The sequence below is a fragment of the Arsukibacterium indicum genome, assembly GCF_019100565.1.
GTDB classification, from domain to species: domain Bacteria; phylum Pseudomonadota; class Gammaproteobacteria; order Enterobacterales; family Alteromonadaceae; genus Alishewanella; species Alishewanella indicum.
The window spans coordinates 891402-912441 of the sequence record NZ_JAHRID010000001.1 but is presented as its reverse complement, the minus strand read 5'-3'; the positions used below and the strand labels follow the sequence as shown (position 1 = coordinate 912441).

At 52.3% G+C, this 21040-nt stretch carries 19 protein-coding genes; 16 read left to right on the top strand and 3 right to left on the bottom strand.

The window, feature by feature from the left end:
• Positions 1–33 precede the first annotated feature (33 nt).
• On the bottom strand, positions 34–552 hold the full coding sequence (locus KQY15_RS04455; protein WP_217667554.1) for a DUF1569 domain-containing protein: 519 nt from the start codon (positions 550–552) through the stop codon (positions 34–36).
• Positions 553–655: 103 nt separating this feature from the next.
• Here KQY15_RS04455 and KQY15_RS04450 point away from each other — a divergent pair, with 103 nt between their 5' ends.
• The 11 genes from KQY15_RS04450 (at position 656) to KQY15_RS04400 (ending at position 11308) form a co-directional block, all read left to right on the top strand.
• The gene (locus KQY15_RS04450) at positions 656–1321 is read left to right on the top strand and encodes a hypothetical protein (protein WP_217667552.1); all 666 of its coding nucleotides are present in this window, start codon (positions 656–658) and stop codon (positions 1319–1321) included.
• A gap of 95 nt (positions 1322–1416) precedes the next feature.
• Positions 1417–1722 carry a cell division protein FtsB gene (gene ftsB, locus KQY15_RS04445; RefSeq protein WP_217667550.1) on the top strand — a complete coding sequence of 102 codons (306 nt, stop codon included), beginning with the start codon at positions 1417–1419 and terminating at the stop codon, positions 1720–1722.
• Positions 1722–2474 carry a 2-C-methyl-D-erythritol 4-phosphate cytidylyltransferase gene (gene ispD / locus KQY15_RS04440; RefSeq protein WP_217667548.1) on the top strand — a complete coding sequence of 251 codons (753 nt, stop codon included), beginning with the start codon at positions 1722–1724 and terminating at the stop codon, positions 2472–2474. The genes ftsB and ispD overlap by 1 nt, the downstream gene beginning before the upstream one ends.
• Complete coding sequence (gene ispF / locus KQY15_RS04435) at positions 2471–2953, top strand: 2-C-methyl-D-erythritol 2,4-cyclodiphosphate synthase (RefSeq protein WP_217667546.1); 483 nt, start codon at positions 2471–2473, stop codon at positions 2951–2953. The genes ispD and ispF overlap by 4 nt, the downstream gene beginning before the upstream one ends.
• Positions 2950–4005, top strand: coding sequence for a tRNA pseudouridine(13) synthase TruD (truD, locus tag KQY15_RS04430; protein WP_217667544.1), 1056 nt, complete (start codon positions 2950–2952; stop codon positions 4003–4005). Before ispF ends, truD begins: the two co-directional genes overlap by 4 nt.
• 15 nt (positions 4006–4020) lie before the next feature.
• Positions 4021–4773 (top strand): 5'/3'-nucleotidase SurE, encoded by a 753-nt coding sequence (surE, locus tag KQY15_RS04425; protein ID WP_217667542.1) that lies wholly within the window; start codon positions 4021–4023, stop codon positions 4771–4773.
• A 2-nt stretch (positions 4774–4775) separates the two neighbouring features.
• Entirely contained in the window at positions 4776–5414 is a 639-nt protein-coding gene (locus tag KQY15_RS04420) for a protein-L-isoaspartate(D-aspartate) O-methyltransferase (RefSeq protein ID WP_217667540.1), read from the top strand.
• 22 nt (positions 5415–5436) lie between these two features.
• Complete coding sequence (locus KQY15_RS04415; protein WP_254795404.1) at positions 5437–6330, top strand: DUF368 domain-containing protein; 894 nt, start codon at positions 5437–5439, stop codon at positions 6328–6330.
• Positions 6331–6402: 72 nt separating this feature from the next.
• Entirely contained in the window at positions 6403–7284 is an 882-nt protein-coding gene (locus KQY15_RS04410) for a peptidoglycan DD-metalloendopeptidase family protein (protein ID WP_217667538.1), read from the top strand.
• Positions 7285–7433: 149 nt separating this feature from the next.
• Positions 7434–8435, top strand: coding sequence for an RNA polymerase sigma factor RpoS (gene rpoS, locus KQY15_RS04405; protein ID WP_217667536.1), 1002 nt, complete (start codon positions 7434–7436; stop codon positions 8433–8435).
• Between the two features lie 53 nt (positions 8436–8488).
• On the top strand, positions 8489–11308 hold the full coding sequence (locus KQY15_RS04400) for a M14 family metallopeptidase (RefSeq protein WP_308160223.1): 2820 nt from the start codon (positions 8489–8491) through the stop codon (positions 11306–11308).
• A 26-nt stretch (positions 11309–11334) separates the two neighbouring features.
• On the opposite strand, the gene KQY15_RS04395 is transcribed toward KQY15_RS04400, so the two are convergent.
• Together KQY15_RS04395 and mutS are read right to left on the bottom strand one after the other, a co-directional pair.
• On the bottom strand, positions 11335–12501 hold the full coding sequence (locus KQY15_RS04395) for a benzoate/H(+) symporter BenE family transporter (RefSeq protein ID WP_217667534.1): 1167 nt from the start codon (positions 12499–12501) through the stop codon (positions 11335–11337).
• Positions 12498–15107 (bottom strand): DNA mismatch repair protein MutS, encoded by a 2610-nt coding sequence (gene mutS, locus KQY15_RS04390; protein WP_217667532.1) that lies wholly within the window; start codon positions 15105–15107, stop codon positions 12498–12500. The genes KQY15_RS04395 and mutS overlap by 4 nt, the downstream gene beginning before the upstream one ends.
• 32 nt (positions 15108–15139) lie before the next feature.
• On the opposite strand from mutS, the gene KQY15_RS04385 reads away from it, so the two are divergent.
• The 5 genes from KQY15_RS04385 (at position 15140) to KQY15_RS04365 (ending at position 21028) form a co-directional block, all read left to right on the top strand.
• Positions 15140–15640, top strand: a complete 501-nt coding sequence (locus KQY15_RS04385) for a nicotinamide-nucleotide amidohydrolase family protein (RefSeq protein WP_217667530.1) — start codon at positions 15140–15142, stop codon at positions 15638–15640.
• 53 nt (positions 15641–15693) lie between these two features.
• Positions 15694–16737 carry a recombinase RecA gene (gene recA / locus KQY15_RS04380; RefSeq protein WP_217667528.1) on the top strand — a complete coding sequence of 348 codons (1044 nt, stop codon included), beginning with the start codon at positions 15694–15696 and terminating at the stop codon, positions 16735–16737.
• Positions 16738–17078: 341 nt separating this feature from the next.
• Positions 17079–19685, top strand: coding sequence for an HzsA-related protein (locus tag KQY15_RS04375; protein ID WP_217667526.1), 2607 nt, complete (start codon positions 17079–17081; stop codon positions 19683–19685).
• Positions 19686–20417 (top strand): SH3 domain-containing protein, encoded by a 732-nt coding sequence (locus KQY15_RS04370; RefSeq protein ID WP_217667524.1) that lies wholly within the window; start codon positions 19686–19688, stop codon positions 20415–20417.
• Positions 20387–21028 (top strand): outer membrane beta-barrel domain-containing protein, encoded by a 642-nt coding sequence (locus tag KQY15_RS04365; protein WP_217667522.1) that lies wholly within the window; start codon positions 20387–20389, stop codon positions 21026–21028. Before KQY15_RS04370 ends, KQY15_RS04365 begins: the two co-directional genes overlap by 31 nt.
• The last annotated feature ends 12 nt before the right edge of the window (positions 21029–21040 follow it).

Genomic DNA, 21040 nt, shown 5'->3' with positions numbered 1-21040 from the left:
AGGTGGCTTTATTGTTTTTTGCTGGCGACAGCATCAGCTGATGCTGATTTCATTTAAATGGCTTTGCAGGTGCAGGTAATGCACGCTGTAATACTGAGCTTTGGTCAGGCTGCCAAAGGCAAAATGCGGCTGCATCGCCCCTTGCCAGTCCATAAACTGCTGTACCGTGTAAATCAGTTCCCGCAGTGCCACGTCGTTAGGCAGGGCCGGCTCCAGCGCCGGTGCGCCTGGAATGGCTTCATCCAGCGGGTGATGCAGTTTACCGGTTGCGGCAAAAGCGTTAACAGCCAGCTTGCCAATCGTGTACTGGAATAATGGCGAGCGGGCTTCTGGATAACCATAAATGGAATAACGGATACTTTGGCTGCAGTGTTGCAATATCTGACTGACATTCCAGCTGCCACTGCTGGTTAAGCGCTCTGGCGGCAGGGCTTTCAGCTGTACCAGAATATCAGCCAGCGGATAAGGTCGCAGCGTTGCCACCAGCTTGCTGGTTAAAATAAGCGCTATCGGTGTCAGGACACTGGCTTTTATAAATTGTCGTCGGTTCATCGGTTATCGCTGTTGCATTGTAAAGCGTTAAACTAGCATTTTTTATCTGTTTGCTGCCACTTTTTACTTTTACAAGCGCCGGCCGATTGGCTAACATCAGCGAATGATTGAGCCCCTGAGCAACCAGCCACATTTCTGGCAGGTATCCAGCGATAACCAGACTTATACCGAGCTTTGTAATGCTTTGTATGAGCGCGAGCTGCTGCGCCTGGCAAAAATGAGTCAGGATCAACTGCCGTTGTTGCAAAAGCGGCTGGCGGCGCTGCCTTTTTATATCCGCCGGGCCGCGGCTAATATCGTGACTTACCGCAGCGAGCTACAGCTGGACAGTCAGAATGCTTCCTGGTTTCACAAGCAACTGGGCCGCTGCCCGGCGCGCAAACAGCAGGCTGATCCGATTGCTAATTTTTACCAGAAAGCAGCCAGGCCTGGCTTAATTGTGCCGGTGTATATTGAACAGCTGACCCTGGAGAAAATTGTACTGGACAGTGTCGACGAGGTTGACGCTGTTGGTGAGCGCTTACACTGCAACGAGCATGGCTGGTTCAGTTTTAATGGCACGCCTCTGCAAAACGACAATGCCAGTATGTTTTTGTTAAAGCCAAATAAAGCCATCATTACTGCCGCCAGCTGTGGTCATCAGTGGTTAAACAATGAGAAAAAGGCTCCCAGGGTATTGAGTTTGCGGGAATTATTGTTAACCAGTCGTTTAAACTGGCAGAACTTTGCCAGGCCATACCAGGCCAGCGTTGAGCGTAAAACACCATAAATCACCAAATTTTTCGTGCTGGTGCGACAATTAAGGCTTTGCAGCGCGGTTGCAAGCCAGCATAATATCGTCATGTTAGTAACAGACCCTGGCCTATGCGACCGCTTATTGGAATACTGCTGATCCTGTTTTGCCTGCTGCAATACCGTTTGTGGTTTGGTCAGTATAGTGTGACCGACTACCTGCAGCGGCTGGATGAGATCGCCACCCAGCGAGCCAGCAATCAGGAATTGCAAAAACGCAACCGGATGCTGATGGCCGACGTAACCGACTTGCAGCAGGGATTGGAGGCGATTGAAGAGCGGGCACGCAACGAGCTTGGTTTAATCGCTGAAGACGAAGTGTTTTTCCGGATAGTGCAAACTGACTCGCAGCAGGTTCCGGCAAAGGACAACCCCTGATGGCCCGGCCCAAGCCGGCAATTGCCGCTGTTATCCCCGCCGCCGGCGTTGGTAAACGAATGCAGGCAGCTATTCCTAAACAGTATTTAACCCTGCACGGCAAAACTATTCTCGAACACAGTGTCGGCCGCATTCTTGGTCACCATCAGGTTGCTGCGCTCTGGTTGGCGCTGGATAAGGTCGATCCTTATTTTTCCTCGTCGTCACTTAACTCTTCACCACTGAGCGATAGCGCGGTAAAACGGGTTGACGGTGGCAGCGAGCGGGCGCACTCGGTATTAAATGCCCTGCAGCAGATAGACGCAACAGCTTACCCCTGGGTATTAGTGCATGATGCCGCCAGGCCCCTGATCCGCGATGCTGATATCACATTATTAATTGATAGCTGTTTGCAAGCAGGGTATGGCGGCATTCTGGCCAGCCCGGTGCGCGATACGATGAAGCGCGGAAAGGCAACAACGGCTGCGGTTCAGGTTGCAGGTACCGTCGATCGGGAGCAGCTATGGCATGCCCTTACCCCGCAGTTTTTTCCAACCAGGCAACTTTGTCAGGCCCTGGCCGATGCGCTGGCAGCAGGCGTTAATGTTACCGATGAAGCATCGGCAATGGAGTGGGCCGGCCAGCAGGTGCTGCTGGTAGAGGGGCAGGCAGACAATATTAAAATTACCCGGCCGGCTGATTTAGCACTGGCGGCCTATTTTCTTGATCAACAACGTCTTGAGCAGCAACATCTGGAGCAGACAGGCAGATGAATTTTCGGATAGGCCATGGCTTTGATGTCCATGCATTTGGCGGGCCCGGCCCGGTCACCCTGGCGGGTGTTAAAATTGAGTACCCGTTGGGTTTAGTGGCGCACTCTGATGGCGATGTGGTGCTGCACGCTGTTGCTGATGCCTTGTTAGGCGCACTGGCGCTGGGTGATATTGGCCATCACTTTCCGGATAACGACCCGGCTTATAAAGGAATTGATAGCCGGTTTTTATTACGCAAAGTATTTGCCGATGTCAGCAAAGCTGGTTATCAGCTGAATAACCTGGATGTGACTATTATGGCACAGGCGCCGAAAATGGCGCCCCATATCAGTAGCATGCGTCAGCATCTGGCAACTGACTTAGCGGCAGACATCAGCCAGATTAATGTTAAGGCGACTACCACCGAACAACTGGGCTTTGTTGGTCGCAAGGAAGGCATTGCCGCCGAAGCGGTTGTCTTACTGGTTAAGCCGCAATGAGTGCGGCAAACCCCGGCTTACCACAATGGCATTATTTGTATGGCAAACCTGAAATTACTGCCACAATTCGCGGTACACCAGAAGATTTTATTGTTGACGAACAGCTGAACTTTACGCCAAGTGGCAGTGGCGAGCATGTGTTGCTGCAAATTGAAAAGCGGGGTCAGAACACCCAGTATATTGCCCGCCAGCTGGCCAGGCTTACCGGCTTGCGGATGCGTGATATCAGTTATGCCGGTTTAAAAGACCGTCATGCCCTGACCCGGCAGTGGTTTTGCTTTAAGTGGCCAATTAAGCAAGAGCTGGGCTGGCAGCAATGGCAAATTGAAGACAGCCGCATTTTGCAGGTGGTACGGCATTACCGCAAACTGCGGCTGGGGGCATTAAAAGCCAACCATTTTCAGTTAACGCTGACAGATGTCAGCGAGCCAAAGGAGTTAATAAAACGGCTGCAACTGATTCAAAACGGCGTGCCAAATTATTATGGTGAGCAGCGCTTTGGCCGGGCAGGTGCAAACCTGGCTTTGGCCGACAGTTTGTTTGCCGGCGAAAAAATAGCCGACCGCCAGATCCGCGGCCTGGCATTGTCGGCCAGTCGCTCTTATTTATTTAATACGGTGTTATCTGAACGGATAGCCCGCGGCTTATTTAATCAGGTGCTGGACGGTGATATTCTGCAACTGGATGGCAGCGGCTCAATTTTTCAGGTAGAAACCGCTGACAGTACCTTGCAGCAGCGCCTGCTTGCCGGTGACGTGCACCCGACTGCGCCGTTAGTCGGGATAGAGGGGGCACAGGTAAGCCTGCAGGCGGCAGCACTGGAGCACCAGGCACTGCTACCCCACCGGCAGTGGTGTGAAGGCCTTAATGAGTACCGGTTGCAAGGGGCCCGGCGCAGTATCCGCCTGCAGCCACAGCAGCTGAATGCGGTAACAACAGCCAACAGAGTGACCTTAAGTTTTGCCTTGCCAGCGGGTTGTTTTGCAACCAGTGTGCTGCGAGAATTAGCCTGCTACCGGGATGGCAGCCGGCCACTGAGCGAATTAGAGTAACAATACGGAGTCGCTATGCGAATTTTACTCAGCAATGATGACGGCGTATACGCCAAAGGCATCCAGGTTTTGCAGCAGGCCCTGAGCCAGATAGCAGATGTTATTACGGTTGGCCCCGACCGCAATTGCAGTGGTGCCAGCAATTCGTTAACGTTACTTAATCCGCTGCGTACCCAAACGCTCGATAACGGTTTTATTGCCGTTAATGGCACGCCGACCGATTGTGTGCATCTGGCAATAAGCCAATTGCTGGACCATACGCCAGATCTGGTTGTCGCTGGCATTAATCATGGTGCTAACCTCGGTGATGATGTGTTGTATTCGGGTACCGTTGCAGCAGCTACCGAGGGGCGTCATCTGGGGTTGCCGGCGATTGCGGTATCGCTCGCTGGCAGGGAAGAAGCACACTTTGCAACCGCAGCCCATGTCACAGTAGAAGTGATAAAAAAGCTTAAGTCGCACCCGCTGCCGGCCGATCAGATTTTAAATATCAATGTGCCTGCTATTGCCCTGAGTGAATTAAAAGGCATTATGGTTACCCGGCTTGGCCGACGACATAAAGCGGAAACCATGAGCAGTGATACTGACCCATGGGGCAGGAAAATATACTGGTATGGTTCGTTAGGGCCTGAGCTGGATGCCGGCGAGGGTACCGATTTTTACGCAATTGCGAATGGCTATGCGTCAATTACGCCGCTGCATGTCGATATGTCAGCGTATAAAAGTATGGATACATTAGAACAGTGGTTAGCGGGGATCAGGTTGTAATTATGGCAGTAGCAACAGCCCGCAGTGCAGCGGTATTAGCACAGAAGTTACGTAGTGAAGGGATCAGCGATAACGCGGTATTGCAGGCGGTATCGCAAGTGCCCCGGCATTTATTTGTAGAAGCTGTGCTGGCCCATAAAGCCTATGAAAATACTGCACTGCCAATTGGTCAGGGCCAGACGATTTCTCAGCCCTACATAGTTGCGCGGATGACTCAGCTGTTGCTGCAGGATAAAGCGCCGGGCAAGCTACTGGAAATTGGCACCGGCTCGGGCTATCAGACCGCTATCCTGGCACATTTATTCAGCCACGTATGCTCGGTGGAAAGAATAAAAGCTCTGCAATTTCAGGCTAAACGCCGGCTACAGCAACTTGATTTACATAACGTATCAATGAAACATGGTGATGGCTGGCTTGGCTGGCCCAGCAAAGCCCCTTTTGACAGTATTATTGTCACCGCGGCGGCAGCTGAAGTACCGGCAGCCTTGCTGCAGCAGTTAACGGATGGCGGCCGGCTGGTTATTCCGGTTGGTGCCAAAGAGCAAGTGTTGCGGGTATATCAGCGTAATGCTGACACGTTCAGCAGTCAGGACATTGAAGCCGTGCGGTTTGTGCCGCTGGTGCCAGGTGCATTAGGGTAAACAGGCCGGAGCCTTAAAACGGATGATAAAAACATACCTGCAATGGATAATTAAAGGCCTGGCAATGGGTGCCGCTGATGTGGTGCCAGGGGTGTCAGGTGGTACGCTGGCGTTTATTCTGGGAATTTACGAGCGTTTGCTGGCAGCGATTAGTTCAGTCAATATGGCTGCAGTAAAACTGCTGTTACAAGGGCGTTTCAGGGCGTTATGGCTGCATATCGACGGCACCTTTCTGTTGTGTTTATTCGCTGGCATTTTACTCAGTGTTTTCTCCCTTGCCAATGTTATCAGTTATCTGCTGGTACACCGGCCGGTGCCACTATGGGCTTTTTTTAATGGGTTAATTCTGGCGTCGTTACCGGTGTTATTGCGTAGTGTCAGCTGGACCGCGCTGCGGGCATTGTTGTTTCTGGTTGGGATAATGTTTGCCGTATTTATTGGCATGTTGGCACCCGTGCAGCTGGAGCCTGCGGCTTACATGTTTTTTCTGGCTGGTGCTGTTGCTATTTGTGCGATGATTCTACCGGGCATTTCAGGTAGCTTTATTTTGCTTATCCTGGGTATGTATGGTCCGGTGATGCTGGCAGTAACAGAGCTGCAGCTTGGGGTAATCGCGTTGTTTGCCACAGGTTGTATTGTTGGTTTATTGTGTTTTTCACGGTTTTTAAACTGGTTGCTGCAGCATTTTCATGATGCTGCGCTAGCGCTGTTAACCGGGGTGGTGGTTGGCGCGCTTTACCGGATCTGGCCCTGGCAGCATAACCAGCAAATGATTAGCCCCTGGCACTATCAGCAGCAGGTAGCAAACGCCGACATTCTGCCGGCAGTGGTTGCAGTGGTGGCCGGTATTGTAATGATGACCCTGTTACTTAACTTAGAACGCTTGTTTAGCGGCAGTAGCCAGGGTAACGGGTAAAACGACTGGCAAGATAAGGAGTGGCATATTAATCGGATAACCGGGCTGGCGTTAAATGCAGTATTGCTAACCATGTTATTGATGGTACTTGCTGCGTGCACCTCAAGTTCAGGCCCGGCACCGGTAACGACCCTGGAACTGAGAGAAAACCCTTACCGGGAACGAAACCGCGGTAGTCTGGCAGCCAGTCAGTATGTGGTGCAACGCGGTGATACTCTTTACTCTATTGCATTTCGGGCCGGGTTAGATGTCCGCACCCTGGCCAGTCGCAACAATATAAAAAGCCCCTATATTATTTACCCCGGGCAAGTTTTGCAGCTGGTCGCTTCTTCTACGGGGCAGGTTGCAGCGAAAAAATCACAGCCAACCAGCAAATCGGCAACTAATACCAGCGCCAGGCCACAGCCTGGACAAGTCAGTAAAGCAACCGGCACGGCGAAAACAGCAACGACCAATTCAAAACAAGCAAAATCAAATAGTTCAGCAAATGCCACTAAACCTGTTGCGTCGTCAAATCAAACACGTTATGTTCAGACAGTACCCGCAGCTGAAGACAAAAAAACCGCGAATAATACCTCAGTTGGAAACAAGGTGCAATGGCGCTGGCCGGTGAAAGGTAAAATAGTTTCGCGTTTTTCAGCCAGCGAGCATGGCAACAAAGGCGTGGATATCGCCGGGCAGGAAGGCAGCAGAATAAATGCCGCCGCCGATGGTCAGGTGGTATACGCCGGAAGTGCCTTACGCGGCTATGGCAACCTGATTATCATTAAACACAATGACGATTATTTAAGTGCTTACGCCCATAACAAACGAATTTTAGTTGCGGAGCGGCAACAGGTCAGGGCCGGCCAGCAGATTGCAGAAATGGGCAGTACCGATGCAACGGACAGCCGGTTGCATTTTGAAATACGTTTCCGGGGTAAGTCAGTTGACCCGTTGCGATATTTGCCCTAGCAATCTGATGCCATGGTGATAATTAAGGCCAAAACAAAGAATTACAGTGACAACGAGATCAACCAGCAAGGTTGGCATTTTTACACAAGCACGAAGGCAGGAAGGTAGCTGAGTCAGGCCCGATACCCGGCAGACGTGGGAGAAAGGATATGGGACTTAAAAGTGATGACGTTGTAGAGTCAGATGTTGATTTGAAAGATGACGAGCTGGCGGAGGATGTCGCCACGCTCGACGAAGAAATGGAGCCGGATGTCAGCGACCTGGCCGGTGAAGAAATTATTGCTGACGAAGTGTTTGCCAAAGACGATAGTCAGAAGTCGATGGACGCCACCCAAATCTATTTGGGAGAAATTGGTTTTTCACCGCTGTTAAGCGCTGAAGAAGAGGTGTATTTTTCCCGGTTGTCACTTAAAGGTGACGCCGCCGCCCGCAAGAGAATGATTGAAAGTAACCTGCGGTTAGTGGTTAAAATTGCCCGTCGTTATATTAACCGCGGTTTAGCGCTGCTGGATTTAATTGAAGAGGGAAACCTTGGCTTAATCCGGGCGGTAGAAAAGTTTGACCCTGAGCGTGGCTTCAGGTTTTCTACTTATGCCACCTGGTGGATCCGCCAGACAATTGAACGTGCCATTATGAATCAGACCCGCACCATCCGGTTGCCTATTCATGTGGTTAAAGAACTGAATATCTATTTGCGGGCAGCCCGCGAATTATCGCAAAAGCTTGATCATGAACCTACTCCGGAAGAAATTGCGGCAGCACTTGACAGGCCAGTAGCCGAAGTGCGCAAAATGCTAAAATTGAATGAGAAAATAACATCAGTTGATATGCCCGTTGCCGGCGCCTCTGAAAAGCAGTTGCTGGATGTTATTGCCGATGAAAAAGAACAGGGACCGGAAGGCGAGTTACAGGATGAAGATATCCGTCAGCATCTGGTGTTGTGGCTTGACGAGCTGAACCCGAAACAGCGTGAAGTGTTAGCCCGCCGCTTCGGTTTATTAGGTTACGAGCCTTCTACCCTGGAAGATGTTGGCCACGAAATTGGCTTAACCCGCGAGCGGGTCAGGCAAATTCAGGTCGAAGCGCTGCGCCGTTTAAAGGAAATTGTTACCCATCAGGGTTTGAATATTGAAACCCTGTTTCAGGAGTAAGTTGATATTAAACCGGGTAATCAGGAAAAACGGGCGCTCAGGCGCCTTTTTTTGTGTCACTAACCCTGCTGGCAATGGCTGACAACCGCCTTATCAGGCAACCTGCTGGTCGCAACTGGCCGCTGCAACGGTTGCATCTTTTTGCAGGCCCGCTTAGCGTAAGGTTATTAGCATACCGTAATATTAAAACAGGGTTTTTCATGTCGATACTAAAAGTTTCCGCACTGACTGCTGCATTAAGTTTGTCAGCCTTGCCCAGCCAGGCCGTGCCTGTGTTCCCAAACAGCGATTACAGCAACAGTGTGGCATCTGTTGAACAAATACTGGGTTATCCACTGGGCAGCCGGATCTCTGAGCCAGCGGCGATAAAACAATATTTCGAGCAGCTGGCGGCAGCACACCCTAAGCGGATAAAGCTGGTACCCTATGCCCAAAGCTGGCAGGGCCGGCCACTGTTTTATGTGGTAATAGGCAGCGAGCAGCATATTAGTCAGCTACCTGATATTCAGCAGCAAATGCAACAACTGGCAAACCCGCAAAACATCAGCGACGGGCAGGCCGAACAATTGATTGAGCAGCTGCCAGCCAGTGTCTGGATAGCCAACAGTTTGCACGGCAATGAAATAAGCCCGGCGGAATCTTCGATGGCGCTGGCCTATCATTTGCTGGCCGATCAAAGCCCGCAAACGGCTAAGCTGCTTGCAAATACCCTGGTGTATATTGACCCGCTGCAAAACCCGGATGGCCACAATCGTTTTGTCAGCCGTTATTATGCCACGGTTGGCCTCGCCCATTCGGCTGACCGCCTGTCGGCTGAACACAATGAGCCATGGCCGAATGGCCGCACCAATCACTATTTATTTGATATGAACCGTGACTGGATTTCGTTGACCCAACCGGAAACCCGCGGCCGGGTAAAGGCGCTGCAGCAGGTGTATCCGCTGGTGTTTGTCGACTCGCACGAAATGGGCGGCGATATGGGCTATTACTTCAGCCCGGAGGCTGAGCCGTATAACCCCCACATTCAGGCCAACCAGCGCCAGAGTCTGCAGTGGCTGGGTGAAAACAATGCCCGTTGGTTTGACAAATTTGGTTACGACTATTTTACCCGGGAAATATTTGATGCGTTTTACCCGGGTTATGGTGCCAGCTGGCCTTTGTATCATGGCAGTATTGCCATGACTTATGAGATGGCATCGGCCCGTGGCCACAACTATCGTAAGGCCGACGGCGAAATATTAACTTTTGCCGATGGTGTGCAGCGTAATTTTGTCGCCTTTATGGCCACCATTGAAACTGCCAGTCAGCGGGCGCCCCAATTACTGAAAAATTTTTATCAGTATCGCAAAGACGCCATTAAGCAAGGCAGCTCCGGGGCGGTGCGTAGTTTTATTTTTCCGGCGGAGCGTGACAGTGCCGGCCATACCAAACTCAGCGCAATTTTAACTGAGCACGGCATTACTGTGGCTAAGGCAAACGAGGCGTTTAAAGCCTGTGGTCAGAGCTATCAGGCGGGCAGTTATGTTATCAACACCGCCCAGCCAACCTACCATTTAATTCGCACGCTGCTGGATGACACCGTGCCAATGGACAAAGACTTTATCGCTAAACAGGAGCAGCGGCGGGCCAATAATCTGCCAGATCAGATATATGATGTGACGGCCTGGTCATTACCACTGATGTATAACCTGCCGGTCGACAGCTGTAACCGCGCGGTGAGTGTCGCCAGCACAGTTGTCAGCAGTGAACGGGTGCTGGCGGGTAGCGTCACTAATCTGCAGGCCGAATTTGGCTATATAGTGCCGTGGGGTGATATGGCAGCGGCCAGGTTTGTCAGTGCGGCATTACAGCAGGGCTTAAAAGTGAAGAGCAGCGATTTGCCGTTTACCCATCAGAACGGTAAGCAGTATCCTTCAGGTAGCCTGATTATCAGCAAAGCCGATAACGGGCCGCAACTGGCTGAGCAGATGCAGCAACTTGCGACATTAAGCGGCGCCGCAGTAACCGGTATAAACAGCAGCTGGGTAACTGATGGCCCCAATTTTGGCTCTTTTAACGTTAAAACCCTGCATAAGCCGAACATTGCCATGTTGTGGGACGAGCCGGCCAATCCGCTGAGCGCTGGCAGTGCCCGTTTTATTGTGGAACGCAACCTGAACTATCCGGTAACGGCTATCCGACCGGCGCAGTTAACCGGGGCAGATCTAAGTCATTATCAGGTATTGGTGGTGCCGGCCAGCAGCCGCGGCAGTTATCAGCAAGCATTGGGTAGCAGAGGCCTGGCTAACCTGCGTAGCTTTGTTGAGCGCGGCGGGGTACTGATAACACTGGGCAATGCTACCGATATGTTGCTGGCAGGCGATAGCCCGTTGTTAAGCAGCAAGCGGGAATATAAAGTGCGTGAAGGCGACGCGAAAAAAGCAGAAACTGACAGCAAAGTTGCCGGTAGCATTATCAAAACTCCACAAGAGTATCAGCAGTGGCTGGTGCCGGAAAAAGCTGATCCGGACTGGGTGCCCGGCTTTATTGCCCGGGCTGAGGTGGACCAGCAGCACTGGCTGACGGCCGGTGTGCCAGCATCTGTTAATAGCCTGTATGTAGGTAATCAGGTGTATCAGCCACTGACCATCGCTGACGGCCGCAATGTGGTCAGGTTCGCGCCGGCAGAGCAGCTGCTGGCTGGCGGCTTTGTCTGGGATGAAAACCGGCAGCAAATTGCCAATAAACCATTAGTGATGGTGCAGGAAGTAGGCAGAGGACAAGTGATCAGCTTTACCCAGGAGCCTAATTTCCGTGCCTACGTTGACGGGATGCACTTACTATACATTAACGCGATATTCCGTGGCGCTGCTCATGCTAACCCACTGCGTTAATTAACTGCCGTCAGCCAGCGCCGGCATTAGCTGGCGCTTTCTCGTTTTTGGATCAATACCGTTACTGCGCCGGCAATTAAACCCCAGAATGCCGAGGCGAGATCAAAAAAGCTGGCGCCAGATGCTGTAACCAGCAAGGTAATGACCGCCGCATCGCGGTATTTTGGCTCGCTGGTAGCGGTGGCCAGGTTCGCAGCGATAGTGCTGATCAACGCCAGGCCGGCCAGCGCGGCCACCATTTCTATTGGGAAGGCGGCGAAAAGAGCCACAACGGTGGCACCGGCCAACCCGGCCAGCAAATAGCAGACTCCGGCAGCAATACCGGCAATATAGCGTTTTTGTGGCTCTGGGTGCGCCTCAGTGCCGGTACAAATGGCCGCAGTAATTGCCGCCAGGTTAATTGAAAAGGCGCCCCAGGGGGCCAGCAGCAAAGTACTGAGCGCCGTGCTGCTAATCAGCGGTGACACCGGCGTGTTATAACCACTTGCTCTTAGTACCGCAACACCAGGGATATTTTGTGAGGCCATGGTTACCAGCAACAGCGGTAAGCCGACGCCAATTAAGGCACTGACTGAAAACTCCGGGGTAACCCACACCGGCTGTGCCAGGCTAAGGGTTACCGCCGATAAATCGAGGCTGCCACCCAACACTACGGTAATAATACCGCTTAACAGCACCAGTAAAATGGCGTAGCGGGGTAAATACACCTTGGCGATTAAATACACCAGACACATGCTGCCGACCAGCAGCCACTGGCTTTGCATAGAGCTGAAAATAGCAAAACCAAACTGCAGTAAAATACCGGCCAGCATGGCACTGGCCAGAGGCAGCGGAATAAGCTTTGTCAGCTTTTCAAACCAGCCGCTAATGCCAATGAAAAGCCCCAGCACTGCGGTGAAGATAAACACGCCGGTAGCCTGCTCAATACTCAGCCCCTGCAAGCTGGTCGCCAGTAAGGCGGCGCCAGGGGTTGACCAGGCCGTGATAACCGGAGCTTTGTAATACCACGACAACCCAATACAGGTGGCTGCCATACCAATACCCAGCGCTAATAGCCACGAAGCCATCACCTCGTTGCTGGCACCGGCGGCGCAGGCGGCCTGAAACACAATAGCTACCGAGCTGGCAAAACCAACCAGTACCGCAACAAAACCAGCTACAACAGCCGATAGACTTAAATCTTTTAGTATCATTCAGCGTCCTTCGCATCCCGGCTAAGTTGGTACAGTAAGTCCAGGGCCTGGCGGGCACTGAGCTCATCCGGGTTAATGGCTGCCAGCTGCTTTAGTAACGGATGTTCGGCTGGCATTAAGTGGAGTTGTTGCTGAACCCCGGCTTCGCGTTGGTTGTGCACGTGGCTGGCAGCTGTTACGTTTAGCTGGGCCCGGCCTTGCTGCTCTAACTGGCTGAGCTTTTGTTTGGCTTGATTAATCACCGCCTTAGGTACCCCGGCCAGCTGGGCGACCTGTAAGCCAAAGCTTTTACTGGCTGCACCGTCCTGTACATGGTGCATAAATACAATATCATCACCGTGCTCTACCGCATCCAGATGCACATTGACTACGCCATCCAGGGTATCGGCCAGTTCGGTTAGTTCAAAGTAGTGGGTGGCGAACAGGGTCAGGGCTTTAATTTTGCTTGCCAGGTAATCGGCACAGGCCCAGGCCAGACTTAAGCCATCATAAGTACTGGTGCCACGGCCAATCTCATCCATCAATACCAGGCTATGCTCGGTGGCGTGGTGCAAAATGGTTGCTGTTTCACTCATTTCCACCATAAAGGTTGAGCGACCCGAGGCCAGATCATCAGAGGCACCAATCCGGGTGAAAATCCGGTCAACCGGCCCCAGGCTGGCTTTTTCGGCTGGAACAAAACAACCGATATACGCCATTAACGCAATCAGTGCTGTCTGGCGCATATAGGTTGATTTACCGCCCATGTTCGGCCCGGTAACCATCAGCATCCGCCGGCTGGCATTCAGGCTTAACGGGTTAGCAATAAAGGGTTCACTCAACACCTGTTCCACCACCGGATGGCGGCCTTGTGTTAATTCAATCCCACTGTCGCTGCGCAGTACAGGCCGGCAGTAGTGAAGGCTCACCGCGCGCTCGGCAAAGGTGCAAAGCACATCCAGTTCTGCCAGAGCCTGAGCCAGTTGCTGCAACTGGCTTAAAAACGGGCTTACCTGTTCAAATAATTGCTCGTACAGTTGTTTTTCCAGCGCCAGTGCCTGGCTCTGGCTGCCTAGCACTTTATCTTCATACTCTTTTAGTTCAGGTATAATGTAGCGCTCATTGTTTTTCAGGGTCTGGCGGCGGACATACTCCGGCGGTACCCTGGTGTCACTGCTGCGGCCGGTTTCAATGTAATATCCGTGTACCCGGTTAAAGCCAACTTTCAGTGAGGCAATACCGGTGCGTTCACGTTCGCGCAATTCCAGCTGCTGTAAATAGTCAGTGGCGCCGGTTGCCAGCGCCCGCCAGTGATCTAACTCGCTGTTATAGCCATCAGCAATCACGCCGCCATCACGGATCAATACCGGCGGCGCTTCTACAATCGCCTCGGTTAACAGCTGTTGTAATTCTGGCAGTGGCTGGCTGTCGCGGCCGATCCGTTGCAGTAAGCTGGTACTGGCGAAGCTTAAGTCCTGCTGCAGGGCCGGCAGCTGCGCCAGTGCCTGACGTAGTCTGGCAAAATCCCGCGGCCGCGCGCTGCGCAAGGCAAGGCGGGCAATAACCCGTTCAATATCGCCGATATTCTTTAAAACCGGTTGTAACGTTTCGACATCGTCGGTCAGTTCCTGCACGGCGTCCAGCCTGGCATTAACATCGGCCTGATTACGCAGCGGCGCATGGATCCAGCGTTTCAGTAAGCGCGAGCCCATTGCGGTCTGGTTTGTATCCAGCACCGAGGCCAGGGTATTGTCATAACCGCCACTGAGGTTCTGGGTCAGCTCTAAATTCCGCCTTGTGGCAGCATCGAGCACAATATAATCGTCAGCCCGCTCCAGCGCGATCGCGCGGATATGCGGCAGGCTGGCGCGTTGGGTATCTTTTACGTATTGCATCAGACAACCGGCAGCCATCAGCGCAACCGGCGCGTCATCCACGCCAAAGCTGAGTAAGTCTTTGGTACCAAATTGCTGGCATAACAGGCGCTTGGCGGTGGCCAGTTCAAACTCCCACTCAGGCCTGCGGCGGGCGCCTTTGCGATGCTCGCACAGCTGCTCACTGCTGAACAATTCCGGGTAAAGGATTTCAGCCGGATTAAGCCGTTGCAGTAATGCCGCTAAATCGCTGCTGTTGGCTACCTGGTTAATCAGAAAACGGCCGGCGCTTAAGTCCAGCTGGGCCAGGCCATACCGGCCGCGCTGCTCATAAACAGCGCAGAGTAAATTGTCCTGGCGCTCATTTAGTAACGCTTCGTCCGTAACAGTACCGGGGGTGACAATCCGTACAACTTTGCGCTCTACCGGGCCTTTGCTGGTTGCCGGATCACCAATTTGCTCACATATTGCCACCGATTCACCCAGTTGCACCAGCCTGGCAAGATAGCCTTCAACGGCATGGTAGGGCACCCCGGCCATCGGGATTGGCTGGCCGGCGCTCTGGCCCCGTTTGGTCAGCGAAATATCCAGCAGCGCCGCCGCCTTCTTTGCATCATCAAAAAACAATTCGTAAAAATCACCCATCCGGTAAAACAGTAATATCGACGGATGTTCACTTTTCAGTGCCAGATATTGCTGCATCATTGGGGTGTGACTGCTTAGGGCTTGCTCCGGTTTCTGGTCTGACGGCATAATGTAACTCTGTTTTCCCTGTTGGATTGGCTATGGTACCTGCAACTGATACTCTGCAGCTGGCTGCCGAGCTTGGTGCGTTATTATCACGGAAAAAATGGTTCGTCACCACTGCTGAATCCTGCACCGGCGGCGGCATTGCTTATTACTTAACCGCTATTGCCGGCAGCTCTGCCTATCTGGACCGCAGTTTTGTTACCTACAGCAACAAAGCAAAACAGCAGCTGCTCGGAGTGCGCAGTGCCACTTTATTACAATTTGGCGCGGTAAGCGATGAAACGGTTAAAGAAATGGCCACTGGCGCGGCTGCGGCTGCGAATGCCCAGTTGGCAATAGCGGTATCTGGCATTGCCGGGCCCTCTGGCGGTTCATCCGCTAAGCCGGTAGGCACTGTCTGGTTTAGTTTCTGGCTCAATGGCCAGCTTAGCAGCCAGTTGCAGCAGTTTAACGGCAACCGCGAACAGGTACGCCAGCAAGCGATTGATTATGCGCTTAGCCACAGCATCTTATTATTGACAGCCTTGCCAAACTAGACTACTGTACGAGCATACAGTATTTATGCAAGCCGAATTTTCTGGAGTGAACAATGGACGACAATAAGCAAAAAGCCCTGGGCGCCGCCCTGACTCAAATCGAGCGTCAGTTTGGTAAAGGTTCTATTATGCGCCTGGGTGACAGCACGGCGCTGGATATTGCCTCAGTATCAACCGGCTCACTGGGTCTGGATATTGCCCTTGGTATAGGCGGCTTGCCGTACGGCCGGATTGTCGAAATTTATGGCCCTGAGTCATCAGGTAAAACCACACTAACGTTGCAGGTTATTGCTGAAGCACAAAAAGCCGGTAAAACCTGTGCTTTTATTGACGCTGAACACGCGCTGGATCCGGTTTATGCCAAAAAGCTGGGCGTAAAAGTAGAAGATTTGCTGGTATCACAACCGGATACTGGTGAACAGGCGCTGGAAATCTGTGACATGCTGGTGCGCTCGGCCGCAGTAGATATCGTAGTCGTCGACTCAGTAGCAGCGTTAACGCCTAAAGCGGAAATTGAAGGTGACATGGGTGACAGCCACATGGGCTTGCAGGCCCGGTTAATGTCACAGGCGCTGCGTAAGCTTACCGGTAATATTAAGCGCTCTAACACCTTATGTATTTTTATTAACCAGATCCGGATGAAAATCGGCGTGATGTTTGGTAACCCGGAAACGACTACCGGTGGTAATGCTCTGAAGTTTTATGCGTCAGTGCGACTGGATATCCGCCGGATTGGCTCGGTAAAAGAAGGCGATGAAATTACCGGTAATGAAACCCGGGTAAAAGTTGTGAAGAACAAAGTGGCACCACCGTTTAAACAAGCTGAGTTTATTATTCAGTATGGTGCCGGTATCAATAAAAATGGCGAGCTGATTGATTTAGGCGTAGCCCAGGGGCTGGTAGATAAATCAGGTGCCTGGTATGCCTATCAGGGCAATAAAATTGGCCAGGGTAAAGCAAACGCAATGAAGTTTCTGACCGAAAACCCGGCAGTGGCAGATGAAATTGAAACAGAATTACGTAGCCGTTTGCTGTTAAAGCCGGGCGAAAAGGTGATTGAAGAGGCCATCCCGGCCGATTTTGAGAATGACTTGTAATACTTTTGTACTAGAAAAAAGCCAGCAAATTTGCTGGCTTTTCTGCTTTTTCAGCCGGCTGAAAATGGCACAAGTAAGCAAAAGCTGCAATGGATGCTTCACGTTAAATCATTGAGACAGCGGATAAAGCGTAAATCCGCCGGTAAAACGGTGTTGATATAACCGCAACAACAATCTGAACCGTTTGCTGAACCGGAAAATTTTGTCTTGCCCTGCCATATAGCGACCGGTAATCTGGTACGCCTGAATTTACTAAAACACTTAATTTGTTAACATTTACCAATTAACATTTATGTAATTAATATTGTTGTCATCGCTGTCGGTGGCGGGTACTGCTCATAATGATTAAACACACCTTACTGTTGCTGGCCGGCATACTGAGTCTGCTGGGTTGCGATGCCGACATCAGTGTCCAGGATGAACCTAACGACCCGGTAGCTCAGGAATACCCACTAGCCTATGTCGCCAGGCCATTGCTGGATGAACAGGGTGAACCTTATCAAATCACGCTGACGACACCAGAGCAGTTTAATCCCGGTGCGCGGCTTATGCTTAAGCAAAATGCGTTTGCCCAGTCGGCTGAACGCGAGCTGCTGACGGAACGCTTTGCCGGTATGCTATACGATGTTAAAGATTTAGTGGTGTCACCAGACGGCGATACCCTGCTTTTCGCGTTGCGACCGCCTGAACTGGCGGATGTGCCGGAAGAGTTGCAGCCCAAATGGAGTATCTGGCGATACAGCCGCAGTACCGATACGGTAGAGCCGGTCATTAGCGACCCGCTACGCGCCGAGCAAGGGCATGATATTAGTCCGGCTTTTCTGGCCGATGGCCGGATTGTATTCAGTTCCAGCCGGCAGCAAAAAGCCCGGCAAATTCTCCTCGATGAATTTAAACCACAATACAGTGGTTTACATGAAGATTTGCAGGGGCCGGCGTTTAATTTGCATGTAATGAATGCCGATGGCACTGAGATTGAACAAATCAGTTTTAACCTTAGCCACGATCTGTATCCGGTTGTCAGGCCTGATGGTCATATTTTGTATAGCCGCTGGGATAACCAGAGTGATCGGAATATGTTTAACTGGTATCAGATGCGCCCGGACGGATCTGCTAATCAGTTAGTTTACGGCTGGCACTCCCATCAGACCGGACCGGCTAACAGCCAGGTCGAATTTACAAAACCCCTGTTGCTGGCAAATGACAGTGTTGCGGCGTTATTACAGAGCAGACAGCAACAGGCTTTGAATGTAATGCCAGTGCAAATTGCGTTATCGCTGGCCAGCGACAATGAGCAACCGCTGTATCAGGAAGTGCTGAATTTGCCGGCGCAGACACCATTGCTGCCGTGGAATTTTGATAACTCCAGCCGACCCGAGCCAGCGGGGCTGGTGCAGAATGTCTTTGCGTTACAGGATGGCTCTGAACGGTTTCTGGTTAGCTGGGCACCCTGTCAGGTTGTTGTTGATGAACAGCTGACAAGTTGCACCCTGGTTGCTGATCCGACAGAGTATCCGCTGGCCGAGCCCAGGTTTGGCTTATGGTTATTTGATCTGGCAAAGCAAACTCAGATACCGGTTAAGCTGGGGACTGAGCAGCAATTATTAAGCGAAGCTGTGGTGCTGCAGGACTATCCGCGACCGGCATTTTTGCCTGCAAACCCCGAGGCCGACCCTGCGCTGGCCGGGGCAGGCGAAGCGATTCTGGATATTCGCAGTGTTTACGATATCGGCGGCGAGCCTGTGCGGCCAATTAGTCAGTTAGCAGATCCGATGCAAACCAGCGCCAGTCAGCGTCCGGTCCGCTACCTGAGCCTGATCAGAGGGGTACCGATCCCGCCTGAAGAGCTGCGCGAAGTACCGAATTTTGCGTTTGGGGTAAACCGGCGGCAATTAATGCGCGAGCTAGTAGGTATTACCCCGGTGCAGCCAGATGGTTCAGTGCGGGTGAAAGTGCCGGCTAATGTGCCGCTGGCATTGAGTTTACTGAATGCTGATGGCCAGGCTGTGTCAGCACAGCACCAGCAATGGATAACCCTGGCGGCTGGCGAAACCCTTAGCTGCAATGGCTGCCACACACCCAGTAATACCCGGCCCCATGGCAGGTTAAGTGGCGAGTGGCCAACCATTAACCCCGGGCCTGCCAGCGCCATGGGGTCTTTTACCAATGCTAATCCGTTGCTACCGCCAAATGCCGGCGAGACGATGGCCCAAACCATGGCCCGTTTACTGGGCGAACAAACCTTAACAGCGGATTTGGAATTTGAAGATATCTGGACTGATCCGGCGTTACGCCAGCCTGATCCGGCTGAACTGAATCAGTTTGCAGCGCTTGCAACCACTAATCCGGTAGGCCTTGATTGTTATACCAGCTGGCAGGCGGCCTGTCGTCTGCGAATTGATTATCCGACCCATATTCAGCCATTGTGGCAGCTGGACCGGCGCCAGTTCGACCCGGTAACCAATGAACTCGTTCGCGACAACACCTGTGTCAGTTGTCATAGCCGAACCGATGCAGCTGCCGCCACCATAGTACCGGCGGCGCAGCTGGAACTGACCGAACAGGCATCTGACCTGCAGCCAGAGCATATGACCAGCTACCGTGAACTCCTTACTAATGACAATGAACAGGAAGTAATAGGCGGTGTACTGGTCGATCGCCTGGTGCAGCAAGTGGATGGTGCAGGCAACCCGGTGTTTTTACGGGATGGCGACGGCAACCTTATTCTCGATGAGAACGGTAACCCGATACCAGTGATGGTCGCGGTACCTGTACCGGCAAGTATGCGGGCAGGCAGTGCGCTGGGCAGTCAGCGCTTTTTCGATCTGTTCAGGCAAGGCGGCAGCCATCAGGGCTATTTGTCAGCGACTGAATTGCGATTAATCAGCCAGTGGCTGGACATGGGAGCACAGTATTATAACTCACCTTTTTCCGTGGAGTTTGATTAGATGCGTTGGTTCGGTTTGCTTTTGGTATTGCTGGTTACGCCTGCTCTGGCCCAGCAAAATGCGGTGGACGGACAGCAGGTTATTGTTCAGAAAGATTTTGTTGATCTTCGAACCGGGCCTGGTCGCGGTTACCCGGTGGTCCAGGTTGCCCTGAAAAACGACAGTCTGCAATTGTTAAAGCAGCGAACGGCCTGGGTGAAAGTGCAATACCGGCAGCAGCAGTTATGGTTGGCCGCCTCAGATTTGGTGCATCTGAACCCGGTTGGCGCAGCGCAAAGTGTTGCCGACTTATGGCTGGCAGAAAGTACGCCGGCAAGCTGGCAACTTGGATTGGCTGCCGGTGACTTTGCTGGCACCAGTTATTACCAGCTAAGTGGTAGTTACCTGTTTTCAGATGTTGTGGCACTGGAGCTGAGTGCGGGCCAGGGCAGTGGTCAGCAAGCCAGCAGTCAGCAATATTTATTGCAACTGAGTATCAGCCCATGGCCGCAATGGCGGCTGTCGCCTTATCTTGCGTTGGGTGGCGGGGTGCTGCTGACCCGGCCAAGAACAGTACTGGTGCAGACGCCGGAGCGCAGCAGCCCGCTGGCCACTATGGAGCTGGGATTAAATTATCCGCTTACCCGGCGGGTTCAGGCTAACCTGCGCTATCGCAGATCGCTGGTCAGTACCGACCGCGATGTAAATGAAGAGACGAATACATGGTTAATTGGATTGCGCCTGGCGTTCTAGCCAGTGTTTTACTGGTGATTAGCTCAACCGCTGTTGCCCGTCAGAACAGTGACAGTAACAGCCGGATTGAGCCGGATATTACTCAGTCAGAGGTGATACCGGCCAGACTGGACACCGAGAACTTTGCGGTTGGCCTGCGTGGCGGCGCCCTGGCAATTGAGGATTTCGGCACCAGTGGCCTGGCGGCGTTGCAGCTCAGTTATCATATTAATGAAGATTTTTATATCAGTGCTGAATATGCCATGGCAAAAGCCGGCCTGACTTCATATGAGCGGCTGAGCGGCGCGGCGCCGCTGTTAACGGACGATGAGCGGCAATGGCACTATTATGGCGCTGAGCTGGGGTATGTGCTGCTGCCTGGCCAGGTATACCTGGGCCGTGATTATGCAATTAATACTGGCTGGTCAGTGTTTGGCGGCGCCGGCAACGTTGATTTTGCCGGTGACACCGTTTTTGCCTTTAAGTTTGGCAGTCAGTTCAGGTTGTACCTGACCGACTGGGCAGCACTGGATTTGGTGGTTACAGACTACGTGTTTGAAACCACGATTTTGGCGGAAAACAAAACGACCCATAACCTGAGTATGGCGCTGGGCCTTGCAGTCTATTTTTAATAAACGGGAAAG